At 65.5% G+C, this 24880-nt stretch carries 24 protein-coding genes; 9 read left to right on the forward strand and 15 right to left on the reverse strand.

The features are described 5' to 3' along the window. Positions 1-76 precede the first annotated feature (76 nt). From ACFQVD_RS32790 to ACFQVD_RS32800, 3 genes are all read right to left on the reverse strand, one after another. Positions 77-349: a DUF6295 family protein gene (locus tag ACFQVD_RS32790; protein ID WP_030905835.1), complete on the reverse strand. Its 273-nt coding sequence runs from the start codon at positions 347-349 to the stop codon at positions 77-79. 14 nt (positions 350-363) lie between these two features. Beyond that, positions 364-1107 carry a dienelactone hydrolase family protein gene (locus tag ACFQVD_RS32795; RefSeq protein WP_343979298.1) on the reverse strand — a complete coding sequence of 248 codons (744 nt, stop codon included), beginning with the start codon at positions 1105-1107 and terminating at the stop codon, positions 364-366. 126 nt (positions 1108-1233) lie between these two features. Continuing rightward, positions 1234-2163, reverse strand: coding sequence for a TetR/AcrR family transcriptional regulator C-terminal domain-containing protein (locus ACFQVD_RS32800; protein ID WP_343979295.1), 930 nt, complete (start codon positions 2161-2163; stop codon positions 1234-1236). A gap of 141 nt (positions 2164-2304) precedes the next feature. Between ACFQVD_RS32800 and ACFQVD_RS32805 the strand changes: the two genes are divergently transcribed. Beyond that, positions 2305-3510 (forward strand): FAD-dependent monooxygenase, encoded by a 1206-nt coding sequence (locus ACFQVD_RS32805; RefSeq protein WP_343979292.1) that lies wholly within the window; start codon positions 2305-2307, stop codon positions 3508-3510. Positions 3511-4145: 635 nt separating this feature from the next. On the opposite strand, the gene ACFQVD_RS32810 is transcribed toward ACFQVD_RS32805, so the two are convergent. Further along, entirely contained in the window at positions 4146-4943 is a 798-nt protein-coding gene (locus ACFQVD_RS32810; RefSeq protein WP_343979289.1) for an MBL fold metallo-hydrolase, read from the reverse strand. 47 nt (positions 4944-4990) lie between these two features. Between ACFQVD_RS32810 and ACFQVD_RS32815 the strand changes: the two genes are divergently transcribed. Further along, complete coding sequence (locus ACFQVD_RS32815; protein WP_343979287.1) at positions 4991-5410, forward strand: MerR family transcriptional regulator; 420 nt, start codon at positions 4991-4993, stop codon at positions 5408-5410. A gap of 104 nt (positions 5411-5514) precedes the next feature. Continuing rightward, complete coding sequence (locus tag ACFQVD_RS32820) at positions 5515-5673, forward strand: DUF6461 domain-containing protein (RefSeq protein ID WP_343979284.1); 159 nt, start codon at positions 5515-5517, stop codon at positions 5671-5673. 97 nt (positions 5674-5770) lie between these two features. Here the strand turns inward: ACFQVD_RS32820 and ACFQVD_RS32825 are convergent, their stop codons facing one another. From ACFQVD_RS32825 to ACFQVD_RS32835, 3 genes are read right to left on the reverse strand one after another with little or no spacing between them, the layout of a single operon-like run. Then, positions 5771-6073 carry a hypothetical protein gene (locus ACFQVD_RS32825; RefSeq protein WP_343979281.1) on the reverse strand — a complete coding sequence of 101 codons (303 nt, stop codon included), beginning with the start codon at positions 6071-6073 and terminating at the stop codon, positions 5771-5773. Positions 6074-6080: 7 nt separating this feature from the next. Continuing rightward, positions 6081-6677 carry a hypothetical protein gene (locus tag ACFQVD_RS32830; RefSeq protein ID WP_343979278.1) on the reverse strand — a complete coding sequence of 199 codons (597 nt, stop codon included), beginning with the start codon at positions 6675-6677 and terminating at the stop codon, positions 6081-6083. After that, positions 6674-8626: a hypothetical protein gene (locus tag ACFQVD_RS32835; protein WP_343979275.1), complete on the reverse strand. Its 1953-nt coding sequence runs from the start codon at positions 8624-8626 to the stop codon at positions 6674-6676. The genes ACFQVD_RS32830 and ACFQVD_RS32835 overlap by 4 nt, the downstream gene beginning before the upstream one ends. Positions 8627-9456: 830 nt before the next feature. Between ACFQVD_RS32835 and ACFQVD_RS32840 the strand changes: the two genes are divergently transcribed. Next, positions 9457-12561: a BPTD_3080 family restriction endonuclease gene (locus ACFQVD_RS32840; RefSeq protein ID WP_364155418.1), complete on the forward strand. Its 3105-nt coding sequence runs from the start codon at positions 9457-9459 to the stop codon at positions 12559-12561. A 2-nt stretch (positions 12562-12563) separates the two neighbouring features. Beyond that, a complete protein-coding gene (locus ACFQVD_RS32845; RefSeq protein WP_343983859.1) occupies positions 12564-15245 on the forward strand; it encodes a site-specific DNA-methyltransferase in 2682 nt (893 codons plus the stop codon). Positions 15246-15339: 94 nt separating this feature from the next. Here the strand turns inward: ACFQVD_RS32845 and ACFQVD_RS32850 are convergent, their stop codons facing one another. The 3 genes from ACFQVD_RS32850 to ACFQVD_RS32860 form a co-directional block, all read right to left on the reverse strand. After that, on the reverse strand, positions 15340-15543 hold the full coding sequence (locus ACFQVD_RS32850) for a DUF397 domain-containing protein (protein WP_343983857.1): 204 nt from the start codon (positions 15541-15543) through the stop codon (positions 15340-15342). Beyond that, entirely contained in the window at positions 15530-16375 is an 846-nt protein-coding gene (locus ACFQVD_RS32855) for a helix-turn-helix domain-containing protein (protein WP_343983853.1), read from the reverse strand. The genes ACFQVD_RS32850 and ACFQVD_RS32855 overlap by 14 nt, the downstream gene beginning before the upstream one ends. Positions 16376-16534: 159 nt before the next feature. Beyond that, positions 16535-16792 (reverse strand): GntR family transcriptional regulator, encoded by a 258-nt coding sequence (locus ACFQVD_RS32860; protein WP_343983850.1) that lies wholly within the window; start codon positions 16790-16792, stop codon positions 16535-16537. A gap of 181 nt (positions 16793-16973) precedes the next feature. Here ACFQVD_RS32860 and ACFQVD_RS32865 point away from each other — a divergent pair, with 181 nt between their 5' ends. Then, on the forward strand, positions 16974-18083 hold the full coding sequence (locus ACFQVD_RS32865) for a hypothetical protein (protein WP_343983847.1): 1110 nt from the start codon (positions 16974-16976) through the stop codon (positions 18081-18083). Next, entirely contained in the window at positions 18080-18400 is a 321-nt protein-coding gene (locus tag ACFQVD_RS32870) for a hypothetical protein (RefSeq protein ID WP_343983844.1), read from the forward strand. Before ACFQVD_RS32865 ends, ACFQVD_RS32870 begins: the two co-directional genes overlap by 4 nt. Before the next feature lie 92 nt (positions 18401-18492). Here the strand turns inward: ACFQVD_RS32870 and ACFQVD_RS32875 are convergent, their stop codons facing one another. Beyond that, on the reverse strand, positions 18493-19386 hold the full coding sequence (locus tag ACFQVD_RS32875) for a hypothetical protein (protein ID WP_343983841.1): 894 nt from the start codon (positions 19384-19386) through the stop codon (positions 18493-18495). 14 nt (positions 19387-19400) lie between these two features. Then, complete coding sequence (locus tag ACFQVD_RS32880; protein ID WP_343983838.1) at positions 19401-20543, reverse strand: helix-turn-helix domain-containing protein; 1143 nt, start codon at positions 20541-20543, stop codon at positions 19401-19403. Positions 20544-20750: 207 nt separating this feature from the next. On the opposite strand from ACFQVD_RS32880, the gene ACFQVD_RS32885 reads away from it, so the two are divergent. Next, positions 20751-20984, forward strand: a complete 234-nt coding sequence (locus ACFQVD_RS32885) for a hypothetical protein (RefSeq protein WP_343966762.1) — start codon at positions 20751-20753, stop codon at positions 20982-20984. Between the two features lie 599 nt (positions 20985-21583). Here ACFQVD_RS32885 and ACFQVD_RS32890 read toward each other — a convergent pair. Next, the gene (locus ACFQVD_RS32890; protein ID WP_343966761.1) at positions 21584-23290 is read right to left on the reverse strand and encodes an ATP-binding protein; all 1707 of its coding nucleotides are present in this window, start codon (positions 23288-23290) and stop codon (positions 21584-21586) included. 10 nt (positions 23291-23300) lie between these two features. Continuing rightward, positions 23301-23756: a response regulator gene (locus ACFQVD_RS32895; protein WP_386272965.1), complete on the reverse strand. Its 456-nt coding sequence runs from the start codon at positions 23754-23756 to the stop codon at positions 23301-23303. Positions 23757-24224: 468 nt separating this feature from the next. Between ACFQVD_RS32895 and ACFQVD_RS32900 the strand changes: the two genes are divergently transcribed. Continuing rightward, on the forward strand, positions 24225-24458 hold the full coding sequence (locus ACFQVD_RS32900) for a hypothetical protein (protein WP_343966757.1): 234 nt from the start codon (positions 24225-24227) through the stop codon (positions 24456-24458). Here ACFQVD_RS32900 and ACFQVD_RS32905 read toward each other — a convergent pair. After that, a complete protein-coding gene (locus ACFQVD_RS32905) occupies positions 24419-24853 on the reverse strand; it encodes an RICIN domain-containing protein (RefSeq protein WP_343966755.1) in 435 nt (144 codons plus the stop codon). The genes ACFQVD_RS32900 and ACFQVD_RS32905 overlap by 40 nt on opposite strands. Positions 24854-24880 lie beyond the last annotated feature (27 nt).

Consider the following 24880-nt stretch of genomic DNA (forward strand, 5'->3'; position numbering starts at 1 on the left):
CACCCACGTGACGTACCGGGTCGGGCGGGTCGGACCCCGACCGATCCCGGCCGCGGCAGGACCCGCGAGACCCGCCTCAGCGGCGGCCGGAGGCGAGTCCCGGAGGCGCCGCGGCCAGGGCCTTCTGGATGGCGTCGATCAGTGCCAGCGCCGACTCCTCGGTGAGCTCGACCGCGACCCGCGCCGAGGGGCCCTCGGCCGGGTTGGTGAAGTCGATGTTCACCGTGTGCTCGTGACAGGCATGGTAGGGGTGGTCGACGTAGACCGCGCCCTGGCTGAGCGTGAACCAGCCGTTGCCGCCCTTGCCCGCGCCGTCGAGTTCGATCTTCTCGGTGAGATAGGTGCACATACTGATCGCTCCGGTCAGGCGCCGAGGTGGCGGCCGTAGAAATTGAAGATCTTCTTCCAGCCCTCCACCGCGGCGGCGGGCCGGTAGGCAGGCCGGTCGGTGGCGAAGAAGGCGTGCCCGGCGCCCTCGAAGGTGTGGAACTCGTGCTCCTTGCCCAGCCTCTCCAACTCGGCGTCCAGCGTCGCGACCTCCTCCGGCCCCGGGTATTTGTCCTCGGCGCCGAACAACCCCAGCAGCGGGCAGGACAGGTCGGCGGCCTTGGAGATCAGCGGCTCGTGCTGGAGCGGGAACTCCGCGGGCGGGGTGTTCACCACGAAGGCGCCGTAGCAGTCCACCGCCGCGTCGATCTGGAGCGAGCAGGCCACCAGGAACGTCTGCCGCCCGCCCGAGCAGAATCCGATCACACCGATCCTGCCGTTGGCGTGGTCGAGGGAGTTGAGGTACGCCGCGGCTCCGGCGACATCGCCGACGAGCTGCTCGTCCGGGACCCCGCCCTTGGCCCGTACGGCGGCGGCCTGGTCGTCGGGGCTGACCCCGGCGCCCTCGCGGGAGTACAGGTTCGGGCAGATCGCCGCGTACCCGCGCGCCGCGAACCTGCGGACGATCTCCTTGGTCGCGTCGTCGTACCCGGGCAGGTGGTGGATCACCACCACACCGCCGCGCGGGCCGTCACCGAGCGGCCGGGCCAGGTACGCCTCCAACTCGGCCTGCTCGTGCCCGGCGACCGTGACCGTCCCGGCCCACATCGCATCGTTCATGTCGTTGCCTCCTGTACCCCCACGGGAGCGGCTGCGAGGTGCCTGGATCTGATCTTATTCAGCGGCCTCGCCACGCCGTGTGACCGGGAGACCTCAGCGGGGCCATCAGATGCGATCGTCGACGCCCTACGTCCCTTGACGATCCCCATGAAGGGACGTGACGGGAGGACCGGGGGCCTCGATGAGCACCCCCAGGCCGTCCAGCAGGCAGCGGAGCCCGAACTCGAACAGAGTGTCCAGGTCGAGGGAGTCGGGCGGAATGCTCGACAGCAGCGGGAATTCCGCCATGCGCGGGAGCACCGCCGTGTCGAGCCACTCCTGGTCGGTGATGCCGGTCTGTTGTACGGCCTCGGTCTCGGCCTCCAGGTTGATCGCGGTTCCGCGTACGTAGTTGGCCACGGTGACGTACACGTGGACCATCGTGGCCGGGACGAGACCGAGGCCGTCCACCGCGCGCATCGCCCACTCGCCCAGTGCCATCGCGTTGGCCGTGGGCATCGGGCGGGTGAACGAGGTGACCTGGGCCAGCCAGGGGTGACGGTGGTAGAGGGCCCACTGCGCCCTGGCGATCAGCTCCAGCCGGGCGCGCCAGCCCGCCGGTGACTCGCTGAGCGCGCACTCGGCCAGCACGGTGTCGGCCATGAGCATGAGCAGTTCCTCCTTGCCCGCCACGTGCCGGTAGAGCGACATCGCCGAGACCTCCAGGTCGGTCGCGATCCGGCGCATGGACAGGGTCGCCAGCCCCTCGACGTCGGCGATCCCGATCGCGGCGCGCACGATCCGTTCGCTGGTGAGCTCGGGCGCGGGCCTGTGGGGAGGGCCGGTGTCCGTGACGGCGCCGTCCGCGACGATGGTCCCGACGCCGGGGGCGACCCGCACAAGCCCTTCCTGGCGCAGGGTCGCCAGCACCTTGCCGGCGGTCGCCATTGCCACGCCCCACTCCCGGATGATCTGCCGGGTCGAGGGCACCCGATCGCCCGGGCGCAGTCGGCCCGTCGTGATACGCCGTCGCAGCTCGGCGGCGATCCGCAGGTACGGAGGCTCTGTCCCGTCCATCTTCCACCCTCCAGGTGCTCTAGTGCACCATATCCTTGTTTACCTGGTCATATGCTGTTGTAATTTTGGTGCACTAGTACATAATTTACAAGGTAAGCGCACTATGCGTACGGTGTGAACACCACCTAGCGAGGAGCGCTCATGAGGACCGTTCTGATCTCCGGTGCCGGTATCGCGGGGCAGTCCCTGGCCTACTGGCTGCACCGCCACGGCTTCACCCCGACCGTGGTCGAGCGAGCCCCGGCTCCACGCGCCCAAGGCCACACCGTCGACCTGCGCGGGGTCTCCTTCGACGTGGTCAGGCGGATGGGTCTCCTGGAGAAGGTCCGGGACGCGGCCGTCGACTCCCGAGGGATGTCCTATGTGGACGCCACCGGCAGGCGCGTCGCCGACATGCCCGCCTCTTTCCTCGGCGGGAACGGTGTGGTCGGCGAGGTGGAGATCCTCCGCGGTGACCTGGTCGACATCTTCCACCAGGCGACCGAGGGCAAGGTGGAGTACGTCTTCGACGACACGATCACCTCGCTGGCCCAGGCCCCCGACGGCGTACGGGTCACCTTCGAGAGGTCTGCGGCGCGCGTCTTCGACCTGGTGGTGGGCGCGGACGGCGCGCACTCGGTGACCCGGTCCCTGGCCTTCGGCGAGGAGTCGCGCTTCAGCCGCGAGCTCGGCTGCCACCTGGCGTACTTCACCGCGCCCAACGTCTTCGGCATCCAGGACTGGGAACTGTTCCACAACCTGCCCGGCAGGAGGGTGGCGGCGCTACGCCCGTCCCGGCGGGCCGAGGAGGTCAAGGTCCTGCTCGGGTTCGCCTCGAAGCCGCTCGACCACGGTGATGCGCGGAGGCAGAAGCAGATCGTGGCCGAGGTCTTCGCCGGAGCGGGCTGGCAGGTACCCGCCATGCTCCGGGAGATGGCGGCGGCCACCGACTTCTATTTCGACGCTGCCACCCAGGTCGTCATGGACGGCTGGTCCCGCGGCAGGGTCGTGTTGCTCGGCGATGCCGGATACAGCCCGTCGCCGTTGGGCGGCGGCGGCACCGGGCTGGCGGTGGTCGGCGCCTATGTGCTGGCCGGAGAGCTGGCCGAGGCCGGCGGGGACCATGAGGTCGCCTTCGCCGCCTATGAGCGGGAGATGCGCGGTCTTGTCCGGCAGCGCCAGAAGCTTCCGCCGGGCGGTGTCAACGGCTTCGTGCCCAACTCGCGGGTGGCCATCGGGATGCGCAACCTGTCGATCAGGCTGCTACCCCACCTGCCCTGGTCCGGCCTGATCGAGAAAATGGTCACCGACCCCGATGCCATCACCCTCAACGACTACGGCCTGCCGTCACCACCCCCCATCCTCTGAACCGGAGCGGCGAAGCGAATGTCGGTGAAGGTCGAAGCGCCCAGCAGCAACTCCCGCACGATCAGCAGTGTCCGCCGCTCGCCCAGGAGTTCCAGCGCGCGCCACCGCGCAGAACTGCCCGTATCCGTTCATCGGTGCATGGTACGCACCAGGCGCCGGAGGTGCTGGTTCAGAAGTTGAACTGGTGGTGGCGGTACGGTCGGCTCGACGATCGAGATCATGAGCGAAGGCATCGAAAGGAGCGGCGGCGACGTCCTGCGGACGATCGGAAACACGGCGCCGAACTCCTTCGGATGGTGGCGTTCGGCGCGGAACTCACCGTCATTCCCAGCGAGGGGGGGCGATCACGAAGGCGCTGATCCTGAGCATGATCGAGAAAGCAGGGGAGTTCGGTCGGCAGGCCGCGCCCCTTGACCGTGTAGGCGAGCACCACCGTGGGCCGAGTGTCGTCCACCTCCCGGTAGGTGTCGAGCAGCAGGACGCCGGTCGTGGCGCCCCGCTCGCGGCGGCGTCGGCGACACCGTCAACACCGAGGGCGACGTGGACGGCGTCCGGGAACTCGTGGTGGAAGGTACTCACCTACGAGGCCACCGTTCCGGGTGCCGGTGGGGCGTCCAGATCGGGGTCGCCCAGGGTCAACGGTAGCGGTCCAGTTCCCACGGATCGTGAGCACTGATGACCGAGACCTCATCGCCGTGGTCGCGGACGAGTTCGCGCAGCCGGGCCTGAGTGCCCAGTCGGAGGTCGTGGTGGACTTCCGAGCTGGTCTGCACGAAGTCGAGGATGGGGTGCGGATGTGGATTTCTGTCGAGTTCCCGGTGGTAGTAGTAGGCGTCACCGCAGTGCAGGAGCCAGCGATCGCCTTCGCGTACGGCGACTCCGGTGTGGCCGGCGGTGTGACCGCCGAGTGGGACCAGCCGGATCTCCGGCGGCAGGCCCTTCGGCTGGACGGAGCTGAACCCGAACCAGTCCTCGCCCGGCTCGGGGGTGTAGGAAACCCACTTCGGGCCGTGTGCCCAGTGTGCCGGGCGGTAGCGGAAGCTGGGTGCCTCGGTGATCGCGGCTTCAAGTTCGGCGGCAAGGACATGGACCTGGGCGTCCGGGAAGTCGGGGAGGCCACCGCAATGGTCTACGTCGAGGTGGGTCACGATGATGTGGCGTACATCGTCGGGTGAATATCCCAGCCGGGCGACCTGGCGAACGGCGGTCTCCTCCTCGGCCAGTACAGGCTGGGCCATCTCGACCCAGTCGGAGCCGAGGGTGTCGCCTGGGTTGCGGATGTCGTCGAGGCCGAGGCCGGTCTCGATAAGGACCAGGCCGTCAGAGTCGGTCTCGACCAGCAGACAGTGGTTGACGGCGTGGGCGGGAGCCGGGCCGTCGTAGGTGGCCTCGATCTGCCGTACGGACCCGCAGTTGAGGTGATGGATGTTCATGGCGGCTAGTCTGTGACTTGAAGCGTGGTTCAAGTCAAGGGGACGTGGTGGTCGAGTCGCTGCTGGACATCGCCGAAGTGGCCGAGCGTTCCGGGCTGGCGCCTTCGGCGCTGCGGTTCTATGAGAAGAGAGGCCTCATCGCCTCGGCGGGTCGCAACGGCCTGCGCCGCGCCTTCCGGCCCGACGTTCTTGAGCGCCTCGCACTCATCGCCTGCGCCCGCGGCGCTGGATTCACGATCGCCGAGATCGCCGGATTCCTGGTGGCCACACCCGACGACACCAAGCTGCGTGCACGGATGGCGGAGAAGGCGCGGGAGTTGGAGGAGGACATCGCCCGGCTCACTCGGATGCGCGACGGTCTCCACCATGCCTCGACGTGCATGCACGAACCGCTCGTAGAGTGCCCCGACTTCAAGCGCACATTCGAAAGCTCGGCGACTCTCACGCCGTCCCCTGGCCATCGGTAGGGCCTGATCAGGTCTTCACGGGACCGGCACGCCGTCGCGTCCGAAGCCCGACCAGGCCCTACCGATCATCATGAACGGCCTGAGGGGACCGGCCGGTCCCGGGGATGATCCGCAGATCGGCCAGAACCGGATGCACTTCGATTCCCATCACGTCAGGAGGGCGCGCCAGCGGTCTGGCCGAGCGCCTCACCGGAATCACGCTGACGCCGCAGCCGCTGGAGGAGTCCACCTACCCATGCGGAGTCGTGCCCAGACCGAGGTGAGCGGTGGTGGATCACTCCGCTGCGGGCTCCACGGGGCACCGTTCTCCGCGGGCCTGCAAGTAAGTCGCAATAGCCCCGCCCTCTCTAAGTAGCCCCGTCAGGGGAGGCCGTACCGTTGTTTGATCATTTTGGCCTCCTCCTCGCTGACCTGGCGGGGGGTGACGGCCAGGGTCTGTCGCAGGTCGGAGATGATCTTCTCGCCCGCGCCCCGGACCCGGGTACGGTGCTGGACGAGCTGGGCGTCGAACCGCTTGGCGGCCGGTCCCGTCCACACCTTGCCCTCGTGGAAGTCCCGGTACGGGGCCTCGATACCGTTCTCGATCTCCTGGACCAGCGGCTCGACCGTCCGCAGGGCATCCCCCAGTGCCGCGTGGAGCGGATTGGGCACCAGCTTGGCCATGATCCGATCAGTCCTTCTTCGGGGTGGGGGAGGTCTCCGTCTTCGCGGAGGGCGCACTGGCGTCGGTGAGCAGCTTCGGCGCGATCAGCTTCATGAGCGCCAGCACATCGGCGGCGTTGTCCCGTCCTGCGGCGCCGATCTCCATCTGGATGCTTATTTCCGCTTTGCCGCGCACAAGCAGCGCGTATGCGTCGTTGGTTTCGCTGTCCGAGGGTTTGAAGTAAGAGCCGATAACCCCGGGAAGTATCTCCGGCAACCGCAAGGCGCCATCTTCGATCTGCTCCTCAACCGCCCCTGGGTACCCTCCCGGTGTGAGGCTGATCTGCAGCACCTTCAGCCGCTCACCCTCTCGCTGGTAGACCGCGCAGCCTCCGGCGCCAAGGCCCTCGGAAATCGTGAAGTCGAAGTAGCCGCGGACCAGCGGATTGTGCACCCCGGTCATCAACTCCACCGCCTTCAATGGAATGTGATCGCAGATGTACGGAGGTGCGGCCACTGTTGGTAACGGACTACGATCGACCGGCACCTCATCGCTCTGGCAAGCCAAGGAGATGGCCAGAGCACAGGCCAACACCGTCATGACGACTAACGCTTTTCTCATCATGATCCGTACTTGGCGAAGCCTTCGGAGAAACCCAGATCCAGGAGGCTCTCAGTCTCCCGCCAAGGTTTTCCTGACAGCCCGTTGTAGAGCCAGCGGTCGTAGGCCTCGACTCGCCGATACTGGTCAGTGGTGTTGGTGGCTGTTTTGTCAATCATCTCGTCCATGATCATAAGGGTCCGGCCATCGTCTTTGAGGAAGTTGTTGGGGTTGTCGCGAGGGTCGTCCCCCTTCTCCAGGCCCTCCAGGGTGGCCCAGGGATGGTTCCGGCCGGCGGGTTCGGCGGAGCCGAAAAGACCGTTTCTGAGCATGGCCTGAGCGGCGAGATCGTGCACAAGCCCTCGGGTCTTGTCGACAGCGGCATTGGCGTCAACACGGGCATTGTCTTCCGCCTTGCCCTTGGCTATTTCTTCCGCAAGTCCGCTCCATGCTCCGACAACACCGGCGGTGATCGACCAGGTTCCCGACTGCGGGATAGCGAGACCGGTATTGACTGCTGCCAGGAGCATCTTCATGTTTCGCTGCTGTGCCTCGTCCAGATCCTTGCCTTCCTCGATCTTCGCCAGGCCAGCCGCATCGGTGATCATTCCGAAGCCTGCTCCGGCCCGCCTCGCACTGTTCAGGAGGGTTTCACCGCCATGCCCGGCGGCCATCTCGGCGGCACCGTGATTAAGGAGCCAGCCAGTGAATACCGCCTGAGCAGCCAGAACGGGGGCAAATGCTTCAGATTCCGCGAACGCCTCCTTCATTACCTGACGAAGCTCCCCCGTATTGAACTGGGCACCCCAGGAGTCAGGTCCGGGTGTGGCGGGATTGTCGGCGCTTCGTACTCCGAACGACACGGGATCGCGGCCTCGCTGAGCGGCGTGGTTGATGTCGCTGATGTAGCCCGCCAAAACGCGTCCCATCGAGGTGGGGCTCACCAAGGAGTCGGGGAGCTTGCCGTCCTTGATTCGTACGGCTTGCAGGTGGACGATCTCCGAGGCGAGTTTGGCCGACAGGAAGCCGCGTGACGGGTTCTGCGGTGAGCCGTCGTGGTCGCGGAAGGTGAGCGTCGCGGCCTCCAGCACCTTGCCCAGAGCCACGCCGTCGTCGCCCAGGCGCCGTTCGGTCAAGAAGCGTTTCAGCATGGTCGGGTCGCCCGCGAAGAAGTCCTGAGCGGCCACCGGATCGCGGCTGAGCCCTTCCAGCAGGGCCACCATGACCCGCGGATCCAACAGCACTCTTCCGCGATCGGCGGACTCGATCTTCCTGGCGGTGGCGAGGAGGAAAGCGGTGCTGAAGGTGCCGTGCTTGAGGGCCGCCGCCATGGCGTAACCCTTCTCCCAGCCGATGTAGCCGGTCGTCCGGCCGACTTCGAGGTCGGACAGGAGTTCCTTGTGCCAGGCGTCGCCCAGCCGGGGGCTCGCCGTGCCGAGGGTTTTTCCGAGGGCGGCCTGCAGGCGCTCGTACTTCTTGTCGTCCTTGCGTTTCGCGTTCTCGATCATCAGCTCGCGGAACCTCGCCGTGCCCAGCGTGTTCATCAGCGCGGCGGCGAACGCCGCGTCCCCCGTCCGCTTCTCCAGTCCTTTCAGGAGTCTCTCGTCGATCTTGCCGTCTTCGACGGTCCTACCGAGGCCGAGGGTTGCCGCGTAGACGTCCGGGTCGTGGCCGGCCTTGCCGTACAGCGTCTCGTCGAAGGCGGTGATCCCGCCGGGGGTCTTGGCGGCGGCGCCCCACTCGGTGAGCTCGGTGCGGATCGTCTCGTTGCGGCGTCGCAGGTCGGGGCGGCTGGTCCCGATCCAGCTCCGCATCTCGCGGAGCGCGCTCAGCCCCGAGGTGTCCAGGTCGAGCCGCTGCAGGGCGCGGTGGATCTGCGGTTCGTTCCGGCCGAGTGCGTCCTCCGCCTGGCCGAGCCCTCGCTCGAAGTCGTCCATCCGCTCGGGATCGATCCCCGAGTACTCGCCGTTCACACTTCGGGCCGGAGTCGCGGGAGAGTTCTGCGGAGCGGGGGAGGGTACGGCGGGGACCGGCTGAGCGGTGCCGGTCGGCGGGGAGGAGGGCCGCGGGTCAGGGGCGGACTGGGGGGACGGCGAGGGCGTGGGGTACGGATGGCTCATGAGGACGCTGGCTCCGGCTCGGTCCGTGAAGGTGACGGCTCCAGCGAACATATTAATTTCAATCCGTCTGCCTCGTAAAGATCTCCATTAAAGTGGGCATAGTTGATAAATATGCTGGCTGCGACCTGATATTTGGCTAAACGGCCGGGTTTGATAAACGAAATCAAAGCGTCGATCGAGCTGGAGCCGGGAGACGGCCCTGCTCCTTCCGCACGGAGGCCAAGGCGTCGATCCGCGCTTCAGTGAGGCCGAGATGAACGCCCCCGCCGATCACTGCTCCCGATGCCATCCCCCGGATACCCCGGCCATCGCAGTCCCTGCCACCAGCCGGCCGTGTCGCCATCCGTAGACCATCCCGCCGACCGGGAAGCCGTCGTTGCTCGACTGCAAACCCAGACACCGCGTACCTGGATGCTCGGCAGAGTCCCTATATGGCTATAAACGCTATATGTGGTGCTTCAGGAGCATGGGTGCCCTAAACGGATAGACCGTAACTGTTGCTCCGGGCTGCCTTAATGTGTTTTGTCCGAAAAATCATGATTGATGCCTTCGGTATGCCACAATGCCATTTCCGGAGGGAAAGGTCACAGTAGCGGGAACAAGGTCGTCGTTTTATTACACTTTCCAGCCCAGGCGGATACCCTGCTTTTTCCTCAGTAGGGCGAATGCGGTGGAGGCTGCGAGTGGCGGACCGTGTCATCGACAATCCGATCATCAACTCGCCCTACCGGGCTCCGACCAGGCACTTCACGTTCGACAACGACGGGATCACCGGTGAGATCGCCGAGGGGCGTCGTCCCAGCGCCTACTTCATCCCGGTGCCGAAGGCCAGAAAGCGGGCCGTCCAGGCCGAACTTGACCTGTCCGAGTTGGGACTGACCGCCGATCAGATCGAGCCCAACCACTTCGTCAATTCCGTACGGGCGAAGGTGGACCGCTGGCGAACGCTGGGCTATCCGCACGTCACCCCGACCACTCGCCATCTCCTGGAGTTTTGGAGCGATCCCGGACGGGACAACCCCATCCTGTTCTGCCAGCGAGAAGCGGTCGAGACCGCGATTTACCTGGCCGAAGCCGTACACAAGGACGGCGATTCCTCGATTCCGAACCGGCTCGGTGAGATCAACAAGGAGTACAACGGCGGTCTCAGCCGGGTGGCGCTCAAGATGGCGACCGGTTCGGGAAAGACGATCGTGATGGCGATGCTCATCACCTGGCAGACCCTGAACAAGGTCGCCAGTCCCAACGACCGGCGGTACGCCAAGCGGTTCCTGGTCGTGGCCCCCGGCATCACCATCCGCGACCGGCTCCGGGTCCTGCTGCCCGAGGACGACGGCAACTACTACCGGCTCCGCGATCTGGTCCCGGCCGAGTCCTACGGCGCGCTCCGCCAGGCGAAGATCGCGATCACCAACTTCCATGCCTTCCAGCATCGGGAGACCAAGATCGGCCGTGGGGTGTCCAAGACCTCCAAGGAGGTGCTGACCGGGAAGAAGGGCGGGCCGAGCCCGTTCCTGGAGACCGTCGGCCAGATGGTCAACCGGGTCGTCGGCGACCTGGGTGGCACCTCGGAGATCGTTGTGCTCAACGACGAGGCCCACCACTGCTACCGCGACCGGATCGCCGACCCGCTGGACGGTGCCGATGCGACCCTGAAGGGGGACGACAGGAAGGAGGCCGAGGACCGCAACGACGAGGCGCGCGTCTGGTTTCGTGGTCTTCAGGCGGTCAAGGCCAAGCTCGGGGTCAAGACCGTCTACGACCTGTCGGCCACCCCGTTCTTCCTGTCGGGCTCCGGCTACCGCGAGGGCACGCTCTTCCCCTGGGTGGTCAGCGACTTCTCCCTGATCGACGCCATCGAGTCGGGCATCGTCAAGATCCCCCGGGTGCCGGTGAACGACAACGCCACGACGAGCGACGTCACCTACCTGAACCTCTGGCGGAACATCCGCGACGGCCTGCCGAAGAAGGGACGGGCCAAGGACGGCGAGGTCTCGGCCGACCACCTGCCCCCGGCGTTGGAAGGCGCGTTGCACAGCCTGTACGACTCCTACCAGAAGTCGTACCAGGACTGGCAGGGCTCCCCGGCGGCCCAGCACGGCGACCCGCCGCCGGTCTTCATCGTGGTCTGCAACAACACCACGGTCTCCAAGATGGTCTTCGACTGGATCAGCGGCTGGGATCGCAGGGTCGACGAGGAGACCACGGTCGCGGTCCCGGGTCGGCTGAGGCTGTTCTCCAATGTCGACGAGCACGGCCGTCGGCTGCACCGGACCCCGACCATCCTGGTCGACTCCAAGCAGTTCGAGTCCGGCGAGCTGACCCCGGAGTTCCGCAGGACTCTCGGTCCCGAGATCGAGGAGTTCAAGCAGGAGTACATCCGCCGCTTCCCCGGCCGCAGTGCCGACAAGGTGGACGACGCGATGATCCTGCGCGAGGTGATGAACACCGTCGGCAAGCGGGACACCCTCGGCGAGCACGTCCGCTGCGTGGTCAGCGTCTCCATGCTCACCGAGGGCTGGGACGCCAACACCGTCACCCACATCCTCGGCGTCCGCGCCTTCGGCACCCAGCTGCTCTGCGAGCAGGTGGTCGGACGCGGCCTGCGCCGCCGCTCCTACGCGGTGGACGAGAACGGCTTCTTCACCCCCGAGTACGCGGACGTGTATGGGGTCCCGTTCCAGTTCATCCCCACGGTCGGCAAGGGGCCCGACCCGATAATCAAGCCCAACCGCCGGGTACGCGCGGCGGGCGACCGGGTCCATGCCGAGATCACCTTTCCTCGGCTGGCCGGTTACCGGATCGAGCTGCCGGACGAGGAACTGATCCCTGCCTTCGGCCCGGACAGCCGGATGACGCTCGACACCGGCATCATCCCCACGCTCACCGAGGTCTCCGGCATCGTCGGCACCGGCCAGACCGACCTGCTGGTGGAGCTGCGCAGCAAGCGGGAGCAGGAGATCGCCTTCCAGCTCGCCAAACAGGTCAGCGAGATGTACCTCGCAGACCCGGAGGACCGCAAGCCGTGGCTTTTCCCGCAGACGCTCGCCATCACCAAACGCTGGCTCACCGAGTGCGTGGCTCTCGCGGGTGACGCGTTCCTGGGGATGCTCACCCTCTCGGAACTGGCCGACCAGGCGGCCCGCCGGATCAAGGACTCGATCGTCACCGCGCGGGGCACCAGGCGCCCCAAATCTCTGCCGATCTTCCGCCCCTTCGATCACATCGGCTCCACGGCGGAGGTGAACTTCTTCACCACCAAGGCGGTCTACCCGACCGCTGAGGAGAAGAGCCACGTCAACTTCGTGGTGCTCGACGGGCCGGGTGGCAACACCTGGGAGGAGAAGGTCTCCCGGACCCTGGAGGCGATGCCCCAGACGGCCGCCTACGTCAAGAACGACCATCTCGGCTTCACCATCCCGTACACGATCGGCGGCCGGACCCGGCATTACTACCCGGACTTCCTGGTGCGGCTGGCGCCTCTGGAATCGGCCGGTGACCTTGTCCACACGCTGATCGTGGAGGTGTCCGGCAGCCACAAGCCTGGCGAGCAGGCGCGGGAGAAGGCCCGCACCGCGCGGAACCAGTGGGTGCCGGCGGTCAACAACCACGGCGGTTTCGGCCGGTGGAGCTACTGCGAGTTGAAGAACCCCACCACGTTCCGCTCCGAACTGGAGGCCGCGATGCAGGCCCTGTACGGCGGGACGGGGACGAGCGTCCAGCTCGGCCCGGAGTGGGACGCCGAAGAAGAAGAGCCCTGGTTGATCAGCAAGGGAGAGGGGGCGTAAGGATGCCGCCGAAGAAGTCCGGGGCCACCCCGATCGGGTCGCTTAAGCACGAGGACAAGCGGGTCAACATCCCGACGGCCGACTCCCACGACCTGCTGGACGAGGAGGCGGCCGAGCCGTCGCGGCTGCTCTACCCGCGCAATGCCGACCTCGATCCGCAACTCGTCTGGAAGGGCAAGGACGAGCAGGACTCCCAGGAGCTGATCGTCGACGCGCCACCGATCTACATCCAGGAGAAGATCGACCCGCGCGTCCTCATCGAGAACCTCCGCCGTACGGCAGAGCGGGCCGAGGAGGAGCCGGAGCTCACGCTCTTCGACACCTTCGACGGGCTCGATGGGATGGACCTGATCGAGTTCTACAAGCACGAGGCCAACTGGTCGAACCGGATGATCCTCGGCGACTCACTCCAGGTCATGGGGTCCCTCGCGGAGAAGGAGAGTCTTCGGGGCAAGGTCCAGATGGTCTACCTCGACCCGCCATACGGGATCAAGTTCGGCTCCAACTTCCAGGCTTCCACCGGCAAGAGGGACGTCAAGGACGGCAAGCTCCAGGACCTCACCCGTGAGGTCGAACAGATCAAAGCGTTCCGCGACACCTGGAAGTACGGGATCAGTTCGTATCTCGCTTACCTTCGGGATCGCCTGGTCGCAGCCCGTGATCTCTTGGCCGAATCTGGCAGCATCTTCGTTCAGATCGGCGATGCCAACCTCCACCTTGTTCGCTCACTGCTTGACGAGATCTTCGACTCGGAGAACTTCTGTGCGCAGATCTCGTTCCGGACGACTACCGGAGCAACGGGAAATCTCTTGCCCGGCACTGTGGATTACATCCTTTGGTACGCCAAGGACGTTGAGCAGGTTAAATATCGCCAACTCTTCCGCCTCAAAGAATTAGGTGGCCAAGGGGCAAGTGCATATTCCATGGTAGAGGAAAGTAATGGCCTGCGTCGCCGTATGACCAAGGAGGAGCGACTTGAACCCTCGTTAGTGCCGGATGGATCTCGCATATTTCGGCTTGATAATCTTACGAGCCAAAGCGCTGGCAGAGAAAAAGGTGAGGGGGCAGCCTCTTGGTTTCCGGTAGAGCTTGAAGGGCGGACCTTTCGTCCAACAATGCAGTCGCGCTGGAAGACAAACGAGTCTGGTATGGCTCGACTGTCAGCAGCTGGTCGCCTTGGTATCGCTGGAAACACTTTATCCTATGTTCGATTTATAGATGATTTTCCTGCGTTTCCAATCAATAATTTTTGGGACGATACGAGCGTTGCAGGTTTCGGTGACCCGAAGATGTACGTTGTCCAGACTAACACGAAAGTCATTGAGCGCTGCATGCTCATGACAACCGATCCCGGCGATCTGATTCTTGACCCTACCTGCGGGTCTGGCACCAGTGCTTACGTCGCCGAAGAGTGGGGGCGGCGCTGGATTACGATCGACACCTCGCGCGTGTCACTTGCCCTCGCTCGGCAACGAATCATGGGTGCGAAATATCCCTTCTATCTGCTTGCTGATTCCAAGGAAGGGCAGCGTCAAGAGTCGAAGATCACGGGGCAGTCTCCTGTTGAAATCGCCACGTACAGAGGCGATGTGCGTAAGGGATTCGTCTATCAGCGAGTTCCTCACATTATGCTCAGCTCGATCGCGAAGAATCCTGACATCAAGGAAGGGATGACACGTAAGCAGATCGAGGAGGCAATCGCTCGACACGCAGAGCAAGAGTTGCTCTACGACAAGCCATATGTGGACAATGACAAAGTTCGAGTAGCCGGACCTTTTACAGTAGAGAGTTTAGCGCCACACAAGACGGTTCCGGCTGCCGCGCAGACCGGTACTGAGCAGGCCGCTAATGAAGAAGACTCTTCCAGCTTCGAGCGGTCGATCCTCGACAACCTGGCCAAGGCCGGAGTGCAGAACGGCCGGAAGAAGGAGCGGTTAGAGTTCGAGTCGCTCGCGCCGTACGCAGGGCAACTGATCCATGCTGAAGGGATCCGCAAGAACGGTGAGGAGGGCACCCCGAAGCGGATCGGGGTGAGCATCGGTCCGCAGTACGGCACCGTGGATCCGAACTGGATCCGCCGGGCCGCCCGTGAGGCGATCACCGGGATGGGCTTCGACCTGCTGATCATCTGTGCGTTCGCGTTCGACCCGCAGGCCGTGAAGACCACCGAGGAGTTCAAGCCGGACGCCGAAGACTTCGCCTCCGTGCAGGAGGAGCGCAAGCTCGGCCGGCTCCCGATCCTGCTGGTCCGGATGAACTCCGATCTGGTGATGGCCGACGTACTGAAGAAGACCGGCAGCGGCAACCTGTTCATGGTCTTCGGCGAGCCGGACATTGACATCCAGCAGACGGCCGAGGGCACCGTAGTGGAGATCCGGGGCATCGACGTCTACGACCCGACCCAGGGCACGATCCGCTCGAACGGTACGAACGAGATCGCCCTCTGGATGATCGACACCGACTACGACGGTGAGTCCTTTTTCGTCCGGCACTGCTACTTCACTGGTGGCCATGACCCGTACAAGCGGCTCCGGCAGGCCCTCAAAGCCGACATCAACGAGGACGCCTGGGCGACCCTCTACAACACCCGCTCACAACCGTTCCGAGCTCCGACCACCGGGAAGATCGCCGTCAAGGTAATCAACCACTACGGCGACGAGGTCCTCCAGGTCTACGACGTGTAGGGAAACTGACCCCGTGGAACACAGGCCCGCGAGAGTGCGTGGTGCCACACGGCCGGATGGCTCTCAAAGCGGCTCCGGCCGTCCGGCTTTGTTGTCAGATCAGTTTTCCACTGCGGATGCCCGTCAGGAAGTTGTCCCAGGCCGTAGGGGAGAAGGTCAGTGTGGGGCCAGATGGGTTCTTGCTGTCGCGGATGGCGACGAGGCCGGGCAGGTTCGTGGCTACTTCCACGCAGTTGTTGCCGCCGCCGCTGAGGGTGGACTTGCGGAACTCGGCGCCGGACAGGTCAGGGGAGATCATGGCTGCTCCTCACCGCGGCGATGAGTGCCGCGGATTTCTCGGGGGACAGGCAGGCACTGCGGAGACGCTCGAATGTCAGGGTAAGCCGCAGAACCTGATCGGCCGCTTCAATGTAGACGTCTCCGCTGGGGCATTCGGTGTAGCCCACGTCTGGATCCTCCTCGTCGAAGCTCAGTACAGAGAAGGCGCCTTCTACGCCGCCGTGTGCGCCGGCCGCCAGGGGGAGGACCTGGAGCGTGATGTTGGACCAGCCCGAGATCTGGAGGAGGTCGTTGAGCTGACGGGCCATGAGACCGGGCGACCCCACCGGGCGGCGCAACGCGGTCTCGTCGACGAGGGCGTGCAACGTTGGCGCATCCGATCCGAGCAGGCTGACCTTCCGGGTCATCCGAGCACTGACGTGCCGGTCCAGCTGGGTCTTGGTCAGCTCTGGTCTTGTCGCACGGATGATCTCGCGGGCGTACTCCTCGCTCTGGAGCAGGCCCGGAATCAGGATCGGCTCCCAGGCGCGGACGGCCGTCGCCTCGGTTTCGAGTGCGATGTAGCAGCCGGTGAACACGTCAGAGTAGGCAGACCACCAGCCGCGTACGGCGGCGTCCTTGCAGAGCTGGACGAGCTCGGCCTTGGTTGAGAAGTCCACGCCGTACAGGTCACAGGCATCGGCGACAGCCGAGGGGGTCACCGCGATTCGTGCGTTCTCGATCCGGTTGAGCTTTGGCCGACTCCACCCGAGCTGGTGGGCCGCCGTCTCCGGTGTGAGCTTGGCTTGCTCTCGGAGCCGTCGCAGTTCACGACCCAGGCGGCGATGCCGGACCGTGGGGCTCTTCGTCATGCCGCTCAGTGTGCTAGGGATTTGGCAAAAAATCTATACGCACAGCAGTTGCTTTGATGCACAGTGTGACTGCATGATACTCCCACGGCCCGAAACGGAGAGTAAGGCTTTGATGACAAAATCGAACAAAAGGCTGCTCGCGCCTACGTCTCGGAGATCTCAATCCTTGGCCGACTCCCAATCGCCAGGAGATCGCGCGAACGTTCCCAGGCCCCGGACGGCGTAGACCACACCCTCCTCACGAAGGCGCACCAGCACCTTGCGAGCCGTCGGCCGGGATACGCCGAACTCCTGGACGATCAGGTGTTCACTGGCGACGGGTTCGTCAACCGCGTAGGTGCCGTTGCGAATACGGTCCTTGATCACATTGGCGATCTGCACCCATTTTGGCTGGTTTGCACGCCAGGCTATCGTCACAAGATCACCGTAGACATCTCTTGTCGCCCCGGGATACCTGCCATGAACAGTTCTAGACAACTAATGACAACAGATGTTCACACTTCATAGTTGTTAAGGGTAGTGAAGTAAGATCAAAAATGAGCCCGTCCATCGCTGCAACGACTGAACGGGCTCCTGACCAGGAAGGCACTCCTGATCCGTGAGTAACCCTAGTGCTCCCGTTCTCGACCAGGCCACGGTAAGCAACTGCGGCTGTTTCGCCGAGGTGCCGCCGATGCCGATGGGCTGTGCCGTTTGCGGGCATGCCCCGTACGCGCACGGCTGTCCCGATCGACCCGCCGATCATGATTACGCCCAGCCGTCCGCCGCGTTGATGGACACCCGCCTGCGGGTCCGCCGGACCGGGGACCGCTCGCTGCCCTGCTTCGAGCCGCTCTGCTTCGAGCCGCCCGCCCTGGCGGCCCCGGCCGAGATGATCCCGCTGGTGCCCGCCCAACAGTCCGCTCAACAGTCTGCCCGGCGGCCCGCCCGGCAGGTCCCGGTGGAGACGACCGCACCGGTGGCCGAACAGCGGCCCGATGAGCGGGTACCGGCCGAGGGGGTCGCGCCGGTGGCCGGTCAGCGCCCTGCCGGTCAGCGCTCCGCCGGGCGGGCCTCGGGTGAGACGGCCCCGCCGATGATCGTCCCGCGCCGTTCCGAGCAGGCCCCGGCCGCCGTACTGGTGTCACCACTCCGCCGGGTGAGCTGCCGTCTCCGGCCCTCGTCCAGGGGAACCCGTACCGGACCGCCCCGGCCCGGCGCAGGGCGCCGCCGCGTTCCGGGCACCGGCCAAAGGACCTGCGTACCACCCCGGGCGATGCCCGCCCTGCCTCCGCACCGGCCGTCCGGCTGGTACGGCACACCCCTCCGCGTCTTTCCCCAACCCATGAAGCGGGCCCGTCCTCCGCGACCAACGAACAGACGGGCCCTTGATCGGATCGAGGTCCAATCAATGAACGATGGTAGGTCCACCACCCCGGAACCCACCACCATTCCCGGCTGGCGGCTCATCCTCAGCGACGCCGGACGGCTCTGGGCCAGCCGGGAGAAGCCTTTCTCCCCGGCCGCCACCCACGCCGGAGCCGAACGCACGGTCGACGGCGACAGCCTGGAGGCGTTGCGCGCCGAGACCGATCGCCAGGAGACCTTCGCCCGCGAGGCAGAGGAGCAGGCAGCGAAGGAACAGGCGGCACGGACAGAGGAGGCACAGCAGGCTCCCGCTCCGGAGGCGCAGGGGCCGAAGACGCGGGCCGGGCAGGTGATCTCATGATCCGCCGCTGCCTGGCCCGTGCCCGGGGCCGTCACCGCGACGGTCAAGCCGCCGCCGCTCCGGTCCCGCAGTACACCTGGGACCATGAGGCCCGTGCCGAGGCGGCGATGCTGGAGATCACCTGGCCGGGCTGGGCCGTGCTCTACGGCACCGGCAGCCGTCTCTTCCACGCCATCGCCACCTGGCCCACCTCCGAACCACTGATCATCTGTGACCGTACGATCGAGGGACTGAAGACCCAGATGCGCGAGGCGGAGACGGCCGCGCTGCACCGCTGGGCGCTGACCTCCACCTCGGCCACCATCGGCCACTTCTGACGAACGGGCACGGCGGCCCCCCTTCCCCGGGCCGGGGCCGTCGTGCCGTCACCGGCGTATCGTTCGAGAGCGAAACGTGGTGTGTGAGCGCGTCATAGCTCTGGCACGTTGGCTTCGACGAATGCGGGAGCCAGCAGTCGGATGCGCTCTTCCTCCAGATCGCCGGCGAGCGCGCGCACAGCCATCTGTACGCCGGTGGCGCGTGCAGAGCCGAACTGCTCCCACAGGAGTTTGCAGCCTTTGGCTACGACGTCGCGGATCTGCTCCTCCTGGGACAACCGTTTGAACGTCGAACGCAGGCTGTCGCCAGTAGCCATCATCAGTCGCACGACATCGCCGGCGTCCTTGTCGGCCAGGCGGTGAGGTGGGGCGGCGCGGTCGTTGATTCTGTCGCGAAGCTTGAAAGCTTTGGCGATCAGCAGCGAGGTCGGACCGGCTACCTCAATCGGGAGTTCTCGTGAGTCGTTCTCCGGTTCGAGGCTTGGCACCTGCAACGAGGAGTGATCAAACAGAGTGGCCTCAAGCCCGAGGACATGCCGGGTGGCGTTCTTGTCGTGGGGTGGTAGGTGCGCGCTGCGCCTACCACGGTTGGGGGCGAGCGTTTCCGGCACGAGAAGGTCCACCTCAACGGGATGGCTCTGGCCATTGATCATTTCCGTGCGAGTCCAGAGCCCTGGGCTGTTGGGGATGGTCAGTTCGAATCCCGCACCGCGCATGGCTTCGTTGAGCAAAGGCTCGTCGCGGATGAGCTTGGGGTTGAGGCTCAAATCAGCGTCGCTGGTGTAAGGGGAACTAGCCAGCACGACACCGGTTGTTCGCAAGTGCACTGCCTGGGCGCCGACCAAGACGATGGCATCGGAGTGCTCGTAGAGTGCCTGTAAGGCGTCCAGGAGGACCCGCCGGGCCACGACGGTGAGTTCATTAAGGTCAACACCGTCGGGGATGCGCGCCATAAGGTTCCTCCGGATCGTCGAAACCCAGCTCATGCCTGTAGCTGAGGTCAAGGCGGGGGAAACTCTATGCCGTCAAGGTCATCCAGACGCCAGTTTTTCTCATGGTCACGCATGTAGTTCAGCACCGCCTCTCCAGCGGCGGGCAGTCGGCCAGGTCCCGACAGGGAGTCCAGCACCAGTTGGCTCAACGCCACGTGGGGCAGGCCGTCGACCTGGCGAACTCCGAAGAATGGGCTCGTATCGGGAGGTTGAAGCAGCAGGACGTCGGCACCCTGGTTTACCGGGAAGAGACCTTGTCCTTCTAGCAGACGAGCGGTGGCCTCCTCGGTGGCATAGAGCATCCCCTGGCCGCCGATGGCCAGGGGAGCCACCTTCGTAGCCGCGAGCGGCCCGGTAAGGGCAATCGAGGTGTGGAGTTCCTGGTGTTCGAGCAGCTTGCCGATGAAGGAGTCCAAACCGTTGGGAGCGAGGAACCCGAGGAAGCGCCCTGGTCTCAGCAGAGACGTCTCCGACGCGCGCAGGCGTAGGAGAGCCTCCCAATCAACCTTCACGACGACCTTGTTTCGACGCCTGATGATCGCCTCCTCTTCCAACGTGTCCAGCAGACGCGAGACATAGGCACCGCTCAGGCCGGTCGTCTCCGCCAGTTCCGTCGCCCGGTAGGTAGGGCGGACATCGGCCAGGACACGGACCAGGCGCCCGGCGCGTGCGCCGCTCAATCCGCGTTGAGCACCGGCCGTACGCGGTCGTGGATCCCGTGCGGCGCCCTGGGTTTCAAGCACTATGGCTGGTTGATTCATCCGGAAAGAGACATTGCCGGTTAGGTCGATGTAGCCGCAGTCCCAGCGAGACAGCAGGGCGCGCGTCTGTGGGCTGATCCATGGAGCGATGACCAGCACAGCGGTGTCCTGGCTGAGGCGGCGCATCAACGAAACCCGGGGCAGCAGCTCTCGCTCCAGGAGAGCCGGAGTCCAACTCGGCTTGGTTTCCACCAGGACACGCCTGGTGAGGCTCCGGTCGGGGCTCGTGATGGTGATCAATGCGTCATGTCCGAGGTCCTCCGCCCGGCAGGCGTCGGCTTCCAGCACCACTTCCCATTGCTGCCCCAGCATCTTGCGCAACCGGTCGATCCCTAGCTCCAGAAGTTGCTCTGGAGTGCTGGGAAATCCATTTTCAGGGGTGCGCGTCATAACTCTATGGTGACATGGCAAGTTTCGGGAATCCATGCTGAGTTGCCAGAAACAGCGAGTTGCCAAAACTTGGCAACTCGCTGTTTCTGGCAACTTTGTCCGATCTGGGCAGCCTGGGCAGTCGCAAGATCGTCGGGTGCGATGGTCAGCGGGCGATCCACGTGGAGATGAGGGTCAGGTACGGCGCGCGGCCCAGACGGTGCGTTCATGACCGCCGTCGAACGCCCCACGACCGTTGCCGGACTCGATGCGGGAGCGGTGGAGTATCGCCTGGAGCGGAGAGGCGAGGCCGTCGTGGTGGTCGCGCACGGCGGGCACATGCGTGCCGGGCTCGCGCACGGGGAGGAGGTTTTCGCCGAGTGCGGCTACAGCGTGCTCGTGCCGTCCAGGCCCGGTTACAGCCGGACGCCGCTGTCGGCAGGGCCCCCTTCGCCGATGTGATCCGTGACCTCTGCGGACACCTGGACATTGAGCAGGTGGCCGCGGTGGTCGGGGTGTCGGCCGGTGGGCGGACCGCGGTGGAGATGGTTGCCCGGCGCTCTGACCTGGTCGAACGGCTCATCCTGCAGAGCTCGCTGGGTTTCGCCGTACCCGGCTGGTCGGGAACATCGCCTTCGCCCCGGGCACCGAGAAGGCGACCTGGGGTGCCATGCGCACGCTGCTGCGCCTCGCCCCCGACCTCGGACAACGGTACCGTGTCGTTCGAGCACGCCGAATCCCTGGTGGACGACTGCCCGGTGCCGAACTCGTCGAGAGCCGGGCAGGTAGCACTTCATCTGCTTCGCCGACGACTACCCTGCCGTCGCCGACCGGATCCGCGACTTCGTGACCTCGGAACCGCCACGTCACGGCTGAGCCGGTCAACGCCGCCACGGCGGTCTCGCCGGGTCTGTCATTGAGACCAACTGAGAAGTGGTATCTGAGCGACGGTTCTCAGTTGACCCTCAGTGGAGAGCCATGGTCCTGTCTGTAAGGACCGCTCGGATTCCGCGTGGTCCTTGGCCAGCTGAGACGACCTCGGGAAGGGCACTGAAACAGAGTCACCTGGGGAACTTCGGGCCGGGGCCATAGCGGACTCCGGTTCCGCCCTGGGCGTCTCCGATCTTTTTGAGGAGTTCTCGTTCGCGCAGGCCGGCCAGAATGTCCCGCGCGGCGAACACATGGATGTCGAACAGCCGCTGCAGCGTCCGGTTGGTGACGAAGCCGTACTCCCGGATGTGGTCGATGATCTTCTGATTCGTCTCGTCGAGCCCCCGGCGATGGTAGGTGATCGCCCGGCCCATCATGGCCACGGCCTCTGACCGCAGGCGATAGGCCGGAAACGCCTTGGCCGCGGTCCGACGGGTGGGCTCCACCAGGTGATATTCCTCTGCCATCATGTGGAGCACCCCCTGAGCTTCGATGGGGGAGCGTTGGATCATGACGGCGAGCTGGAGTGCGTCGACGGTCACGCTGTGCCGAAGGTGGGACAGGGCCAGCAGCACGTTGACATCCCGCGCGGCCTTCGAGGGGAGACCGCCGATGAGGCGCGCGAAGGAGTCGTTGCCGATTCCGCCGGTCAGAGTTGCCCGGACCAGGGTGCCGCTGTCCTCGAACAGGGGAGGTTCCTTGCCCACCCTCAGCATCTCGCGATAGGCCCGGTCGATCCCCTGCCCGGTCCGCTCGGCGAGTTGCAGGCTGGATACCGTCTCGGTGAGCAGGCGATTGCGGGGCGTCGACGGGTGGGTGAGGATGTTCTGCGCGGTCACCCCACTTACCAGCCCGCCCGGACTGATGATCGCCAGCCGTTCCGGAGAGTGCTCGATATCCACGGTCCCGCCGGTCTCGTACGACCTGTGGATGAAGGCGTTGACGATCAGTTCTCGTACGGCCTGGTCGGGATAGTCGGTGAGCTGGAGTTGAACTCCGCCGTTCAGGTTCAGCGGATGTATCTCGCGCCGGGCGTCGATGGCGTCCACCAGGGACTGAATCGCAGGGAGCAGCGGCCGGCCGGAACGCATCCGGCCGGTGGCCTCCGACCCCAGGGTCGGCCGGAACTGGTAGGAGTAGCCGTAACTCGGCACGATCTGTTGGAGCACGTGTTCCTCGGCGAGGACGAGCACCGCCGCGTTGGTGACACCTCCATCGGGGGTGACCAACCGCAGGGCCTCCAGCAGGGCGCGGTCGCTGAGGGCGGCGAGGTGATCCCTGCCGCTGGACGTCAGCAACTGACGGAGCCTGCCGATCTCCACCGCACTGAGGTCGGTCAGGTCAGCGCTGGAGATGTCCGCGGACCAGTCCACCTGACCACGAGCGATCATGACCTCGCGCTGCTGATCGGGCGGGAACGGCAGGCATTCCTTACCCAGGCGACGGGTGGCGAGACCCGCCGCGTTGCTGTGCGGAAGTACCCCCGGAGGAACGGTCACCAGGATCAACCGGGCGTTGTCCACAATTTTTTCATGAACGAAAGGCGTGATGTGGGGCCTTGTCCGGTCGAATACGCCTTTGCGGATCTGGTCAATGGTGTAGGTCGACGGCACACCACGCAGGGCGTCGGCGCGCTCGCGGGCCTTGTCATCGACCCCCAGCACCACGGTGCCACCTTGGGCGTTGACGAAGCAGACCAGGGCATCGGCCAGCAGCCCCAGTGTCGCCTTGGGTGATTCCGCCACGAGCTTGAAATCGAGAGTGTCCGTTTCCAGGTCGTCGGCGGTGACGCCGTGGCCGAGCGCCTGCAGGGCTGCTTCCGCCTCATCGTGCTTCACACCATTGAGGCTAACTGAGAAGTGGTATCCAGAACACGCTTCTCAGTTGAATCTCAACGGTGGCGGTGCTGTGGTTCTTCGGCGCGCGCTCGCCCTGCCCCCATCGTGCGGCGCGGAACGCGTGGCCATGGGCCCTGCCGGTGATTTCGGGGGCTCGCCGGGTTGGTCGGCCCCGGGTGACCTGACAGCGCCCGCCGCAGGTTGCCCGGCTGCCCACGCCGGTGAGGATCAGGGTCCGGCACTGGGGCAGCCGTTCGTGCAGCTCGGCCGCCGCGCTGAGCCCGTCCATCCCGTGCGGCTCGATGTCGATCACGGCCACGTCGGGACGGGTGCGCAGCGCGGTGGCCACGATCACGTCACCGGCCGCGACCTCGGCGACGATCTCGATGTCGTCCTCCAGCGACAGCAGGGCGGCCAGTGCCTGGCGCAACATGGTCATGTCCTCGGCCAGCAGAACGCGGATCACTTGGTCCCCATACGGTGATGAATCTGTCTTTGTCAGGATTAAGGACGTCGAAGCTACTGGACGGGCACCTCCAGTTCCCCGAATTCGGCGATCTTGACGTTCATCGCGGCGGCGTCCTCCGGCGTTTCCACACAGGCCGTCACCGTGAGCAATACCAAGATCGGTAGTGCAATCCTGTACGTCATCCAGCAGATGATGCCGTGCTCATGCCCGCTCGCGGCATACGTCGTTTAGGTTCCTGTGCTCGGCATTTATAGCTCTTTCGCGCCGACATGAACCGGGGGCCTTCCTGCCACTCGGTGCTTCCGAGGGCGTCGCGGGGACGTTGGTCCTTGCGGCGAGTGACGTTCGGCCGGTGCCGGATCCCTCCTGCCGGTGTGTGATGGAGGTGAAGACATGGAGACTCTCCGACGTCACCGTCGCACTGTTCCGCATCGAGCCCGCGCCGCTCTCAACCAAGGAGCAATCATGGCACGTTCGCACAAGCGCTGGCGTGACCTCTCCGACCGGCAACGGGCGGCGATTTTGACGCTGGTCTCCATAGAGTTGTCGCTCACCGCCACGGCGGCCGCAGACCTGTGGTGCAGGCCGGCCGGGCAGATCCGGGGACGTAAGGCGCTGTGGTGGCCGTTGCTGTTCGTCCAGCCCTTCGGTCCGATCGCCTACCTCACACGGGGCCGCATCCCCTCACCCCGCCAGTAGGACTTGCTGGTTCGTTCCGCCGGCAGGCCGGAGCCGTCCACGAGGGTGATGCGCTGATCGGCTGAGCCGGTGTAGGGGCCGTAGAGGATGAACGCCGTCGGCGAACGCTTGCCGACGAACTCCTTGCCGATGGACAGCGCCTTGCCGGAAGGGACGCTCACCAGCCGGCGCACGCCGTCGCCGAAGGCCGGGCGGTGCCGGCGCTGGGCCGGGGCGGAGGAGCAGGGACCGAGCCGGACCGCGAGCATGCCGCCGCCGTTGAAACGGTTGTCCTTGACGGACAGCTGCCCGCCGGCGCGGCCGGCGAAGTCGGTCCTGTCCTGACCGGCCTGCGGCAGCCACTGCTGCGACCTGTCCTTCTTCGCGCACGGGCCGGTCACGACGGTGTCCGCCATGGTCAGGCAGCGGCCGTTCGCCGCGTT

Source organism: Streptosporangium amethystogenes subsp. fukuiense (genome assembly GCF_042665875.1).
Taxonomy (GTDB): Bacteria; Actinomycetota; Actinomycetes; order Streptosporangiales; family Streptosporangiaceae; genus Streptosporangium; species Streptosporangium fukuiense.

Excerpts from the sequence above, each read along its gene's own strand:
- ACFQVD_RS32790 (WP_030905835.1), bottom strand. The coding sequence starts at position 349 with ATGTGCACCTATCTCACCGAGAAGATCGAACTCGACGGCGCGGGCAAG.
- ACFQVD_RS32795 (WP_343979298.1), bottom strand. The coding sequence starts at position 1,107 with ATGAACGATGCGATGTGGGCCGGGACGGTCACGGTCGCCGGGCACGAG.
- ACFQVD_RS32800 (WP_343979295.1), bottom strand. The coding sequence starts at position 2,163 with ATGGACGGGACAGAGCCTCCGTACCTGCGGATCGCCGCCGAGCTGCGA.
- ACFQVD_RS32805 (WP_343979292.1), top strand. The coding sequence starts at position 2,305 with ATGAGGACCGTTCTGATCTCCGGTGCCGGTATCGCGGGGCAGTCCCTG.
- ACFQVD_RS32810 (WP_343979289.1), bottom strand. The coding sequence starts at position 4,943 with ATGAACATCCATCACCTCAACTGCGGGTCCGTACGGCAGATCGAGGCC.
- ACFQVD_RS32820 (WP_343979284.1), top strand. The coding sequence starts at position 5,515 with ATGATCCGCAGATCGGCCAGAACCGGATGCACTTCGATTCCCATCACG.
- ACFQVD_RS32825 (WP_343979281.1), bottom strand. The coding sequence starts at position 6,073 with ATGGCCAAGCTGGTGCCCAATCCGCTCCACGCGGCACTGGGGGATGCC.
- ACFQVD_RS32830 (WP_343979278.1), bottom strand. The coding sequence starts at position 6,677 with ATGATGAGAAAAGCGTTAGTCGTCATGACGGTGTTGGCCTGTGCTCTG.
- ACFQVD_RS32845 (WP_343983859.1), top strand. The coding sequence starts at position 12,564 with ATGCCGCCGAAGAAGTCCGGGGCCACCCCGATCGGGTCGCTTAAGCAC.
- ACFQVD_RS32850 (WP_343983857.1), bottom strand. The coding sequence starts at position 15,543 with ATGATCTCCCCTGACCTGTCCGGCGCCGAGTTCCGCAAGTCCACCCTC.
- ACFQVD_RS32855 (WP_343983853.1), bottom strand. The coding sequence starts at position 16,375 with ATGACGAAGAGCCCCACGGTCCGGCATCGCCGCCTGGGTCGTGAACTG.
- ACFQVD_RS32870 (WP_343983844.1), top strand. The coding sequence starts at position 18,080 with ATGATCCGCCGCTGCCTGGCCCGTGCCCGGGGCCGTCACCGCGACGGT.
- ACFQVD_RS32875 (WP_343983841.1), bottom strand. The coding sequence starts at position 19,386 with ATGAGCTGGGTTTCGACGATCCGGAGGAACCTTATGGCGCGCATCCCC.
- ACFQVD_RS32880 (WP_343983838.1), bottom strand. The coding sequence starts at position 20,543 with ATGACGCGCACCCCTGAAAATGGATTTCCCAGCACTCCAGAGCAACTT.
- ACFQVD_RS32885 (WP_343966762.1), top strand. The coding sequence starts at position 20,751 with ATGACCGCCGTCGAACGCCCCACGACCGTTGCCGGACTCGATGCGGGA.
- ACFQVD_RS32900 (WP_343966757.1), top strand. The coding sequence starts at position 24,225 with ATGGCACGTTCGCACAAGCGCTGGCGTGACCTCTCCGACCGGCAACGG.
- ACFQVD_RS32905 (WP_343966755.1), bottom strand. The coding sequence starts at position 24,853 with ATGGCGGACACCGTCGTGACCGGCCCGTGCGCGAAGAAGGACAGGTCG.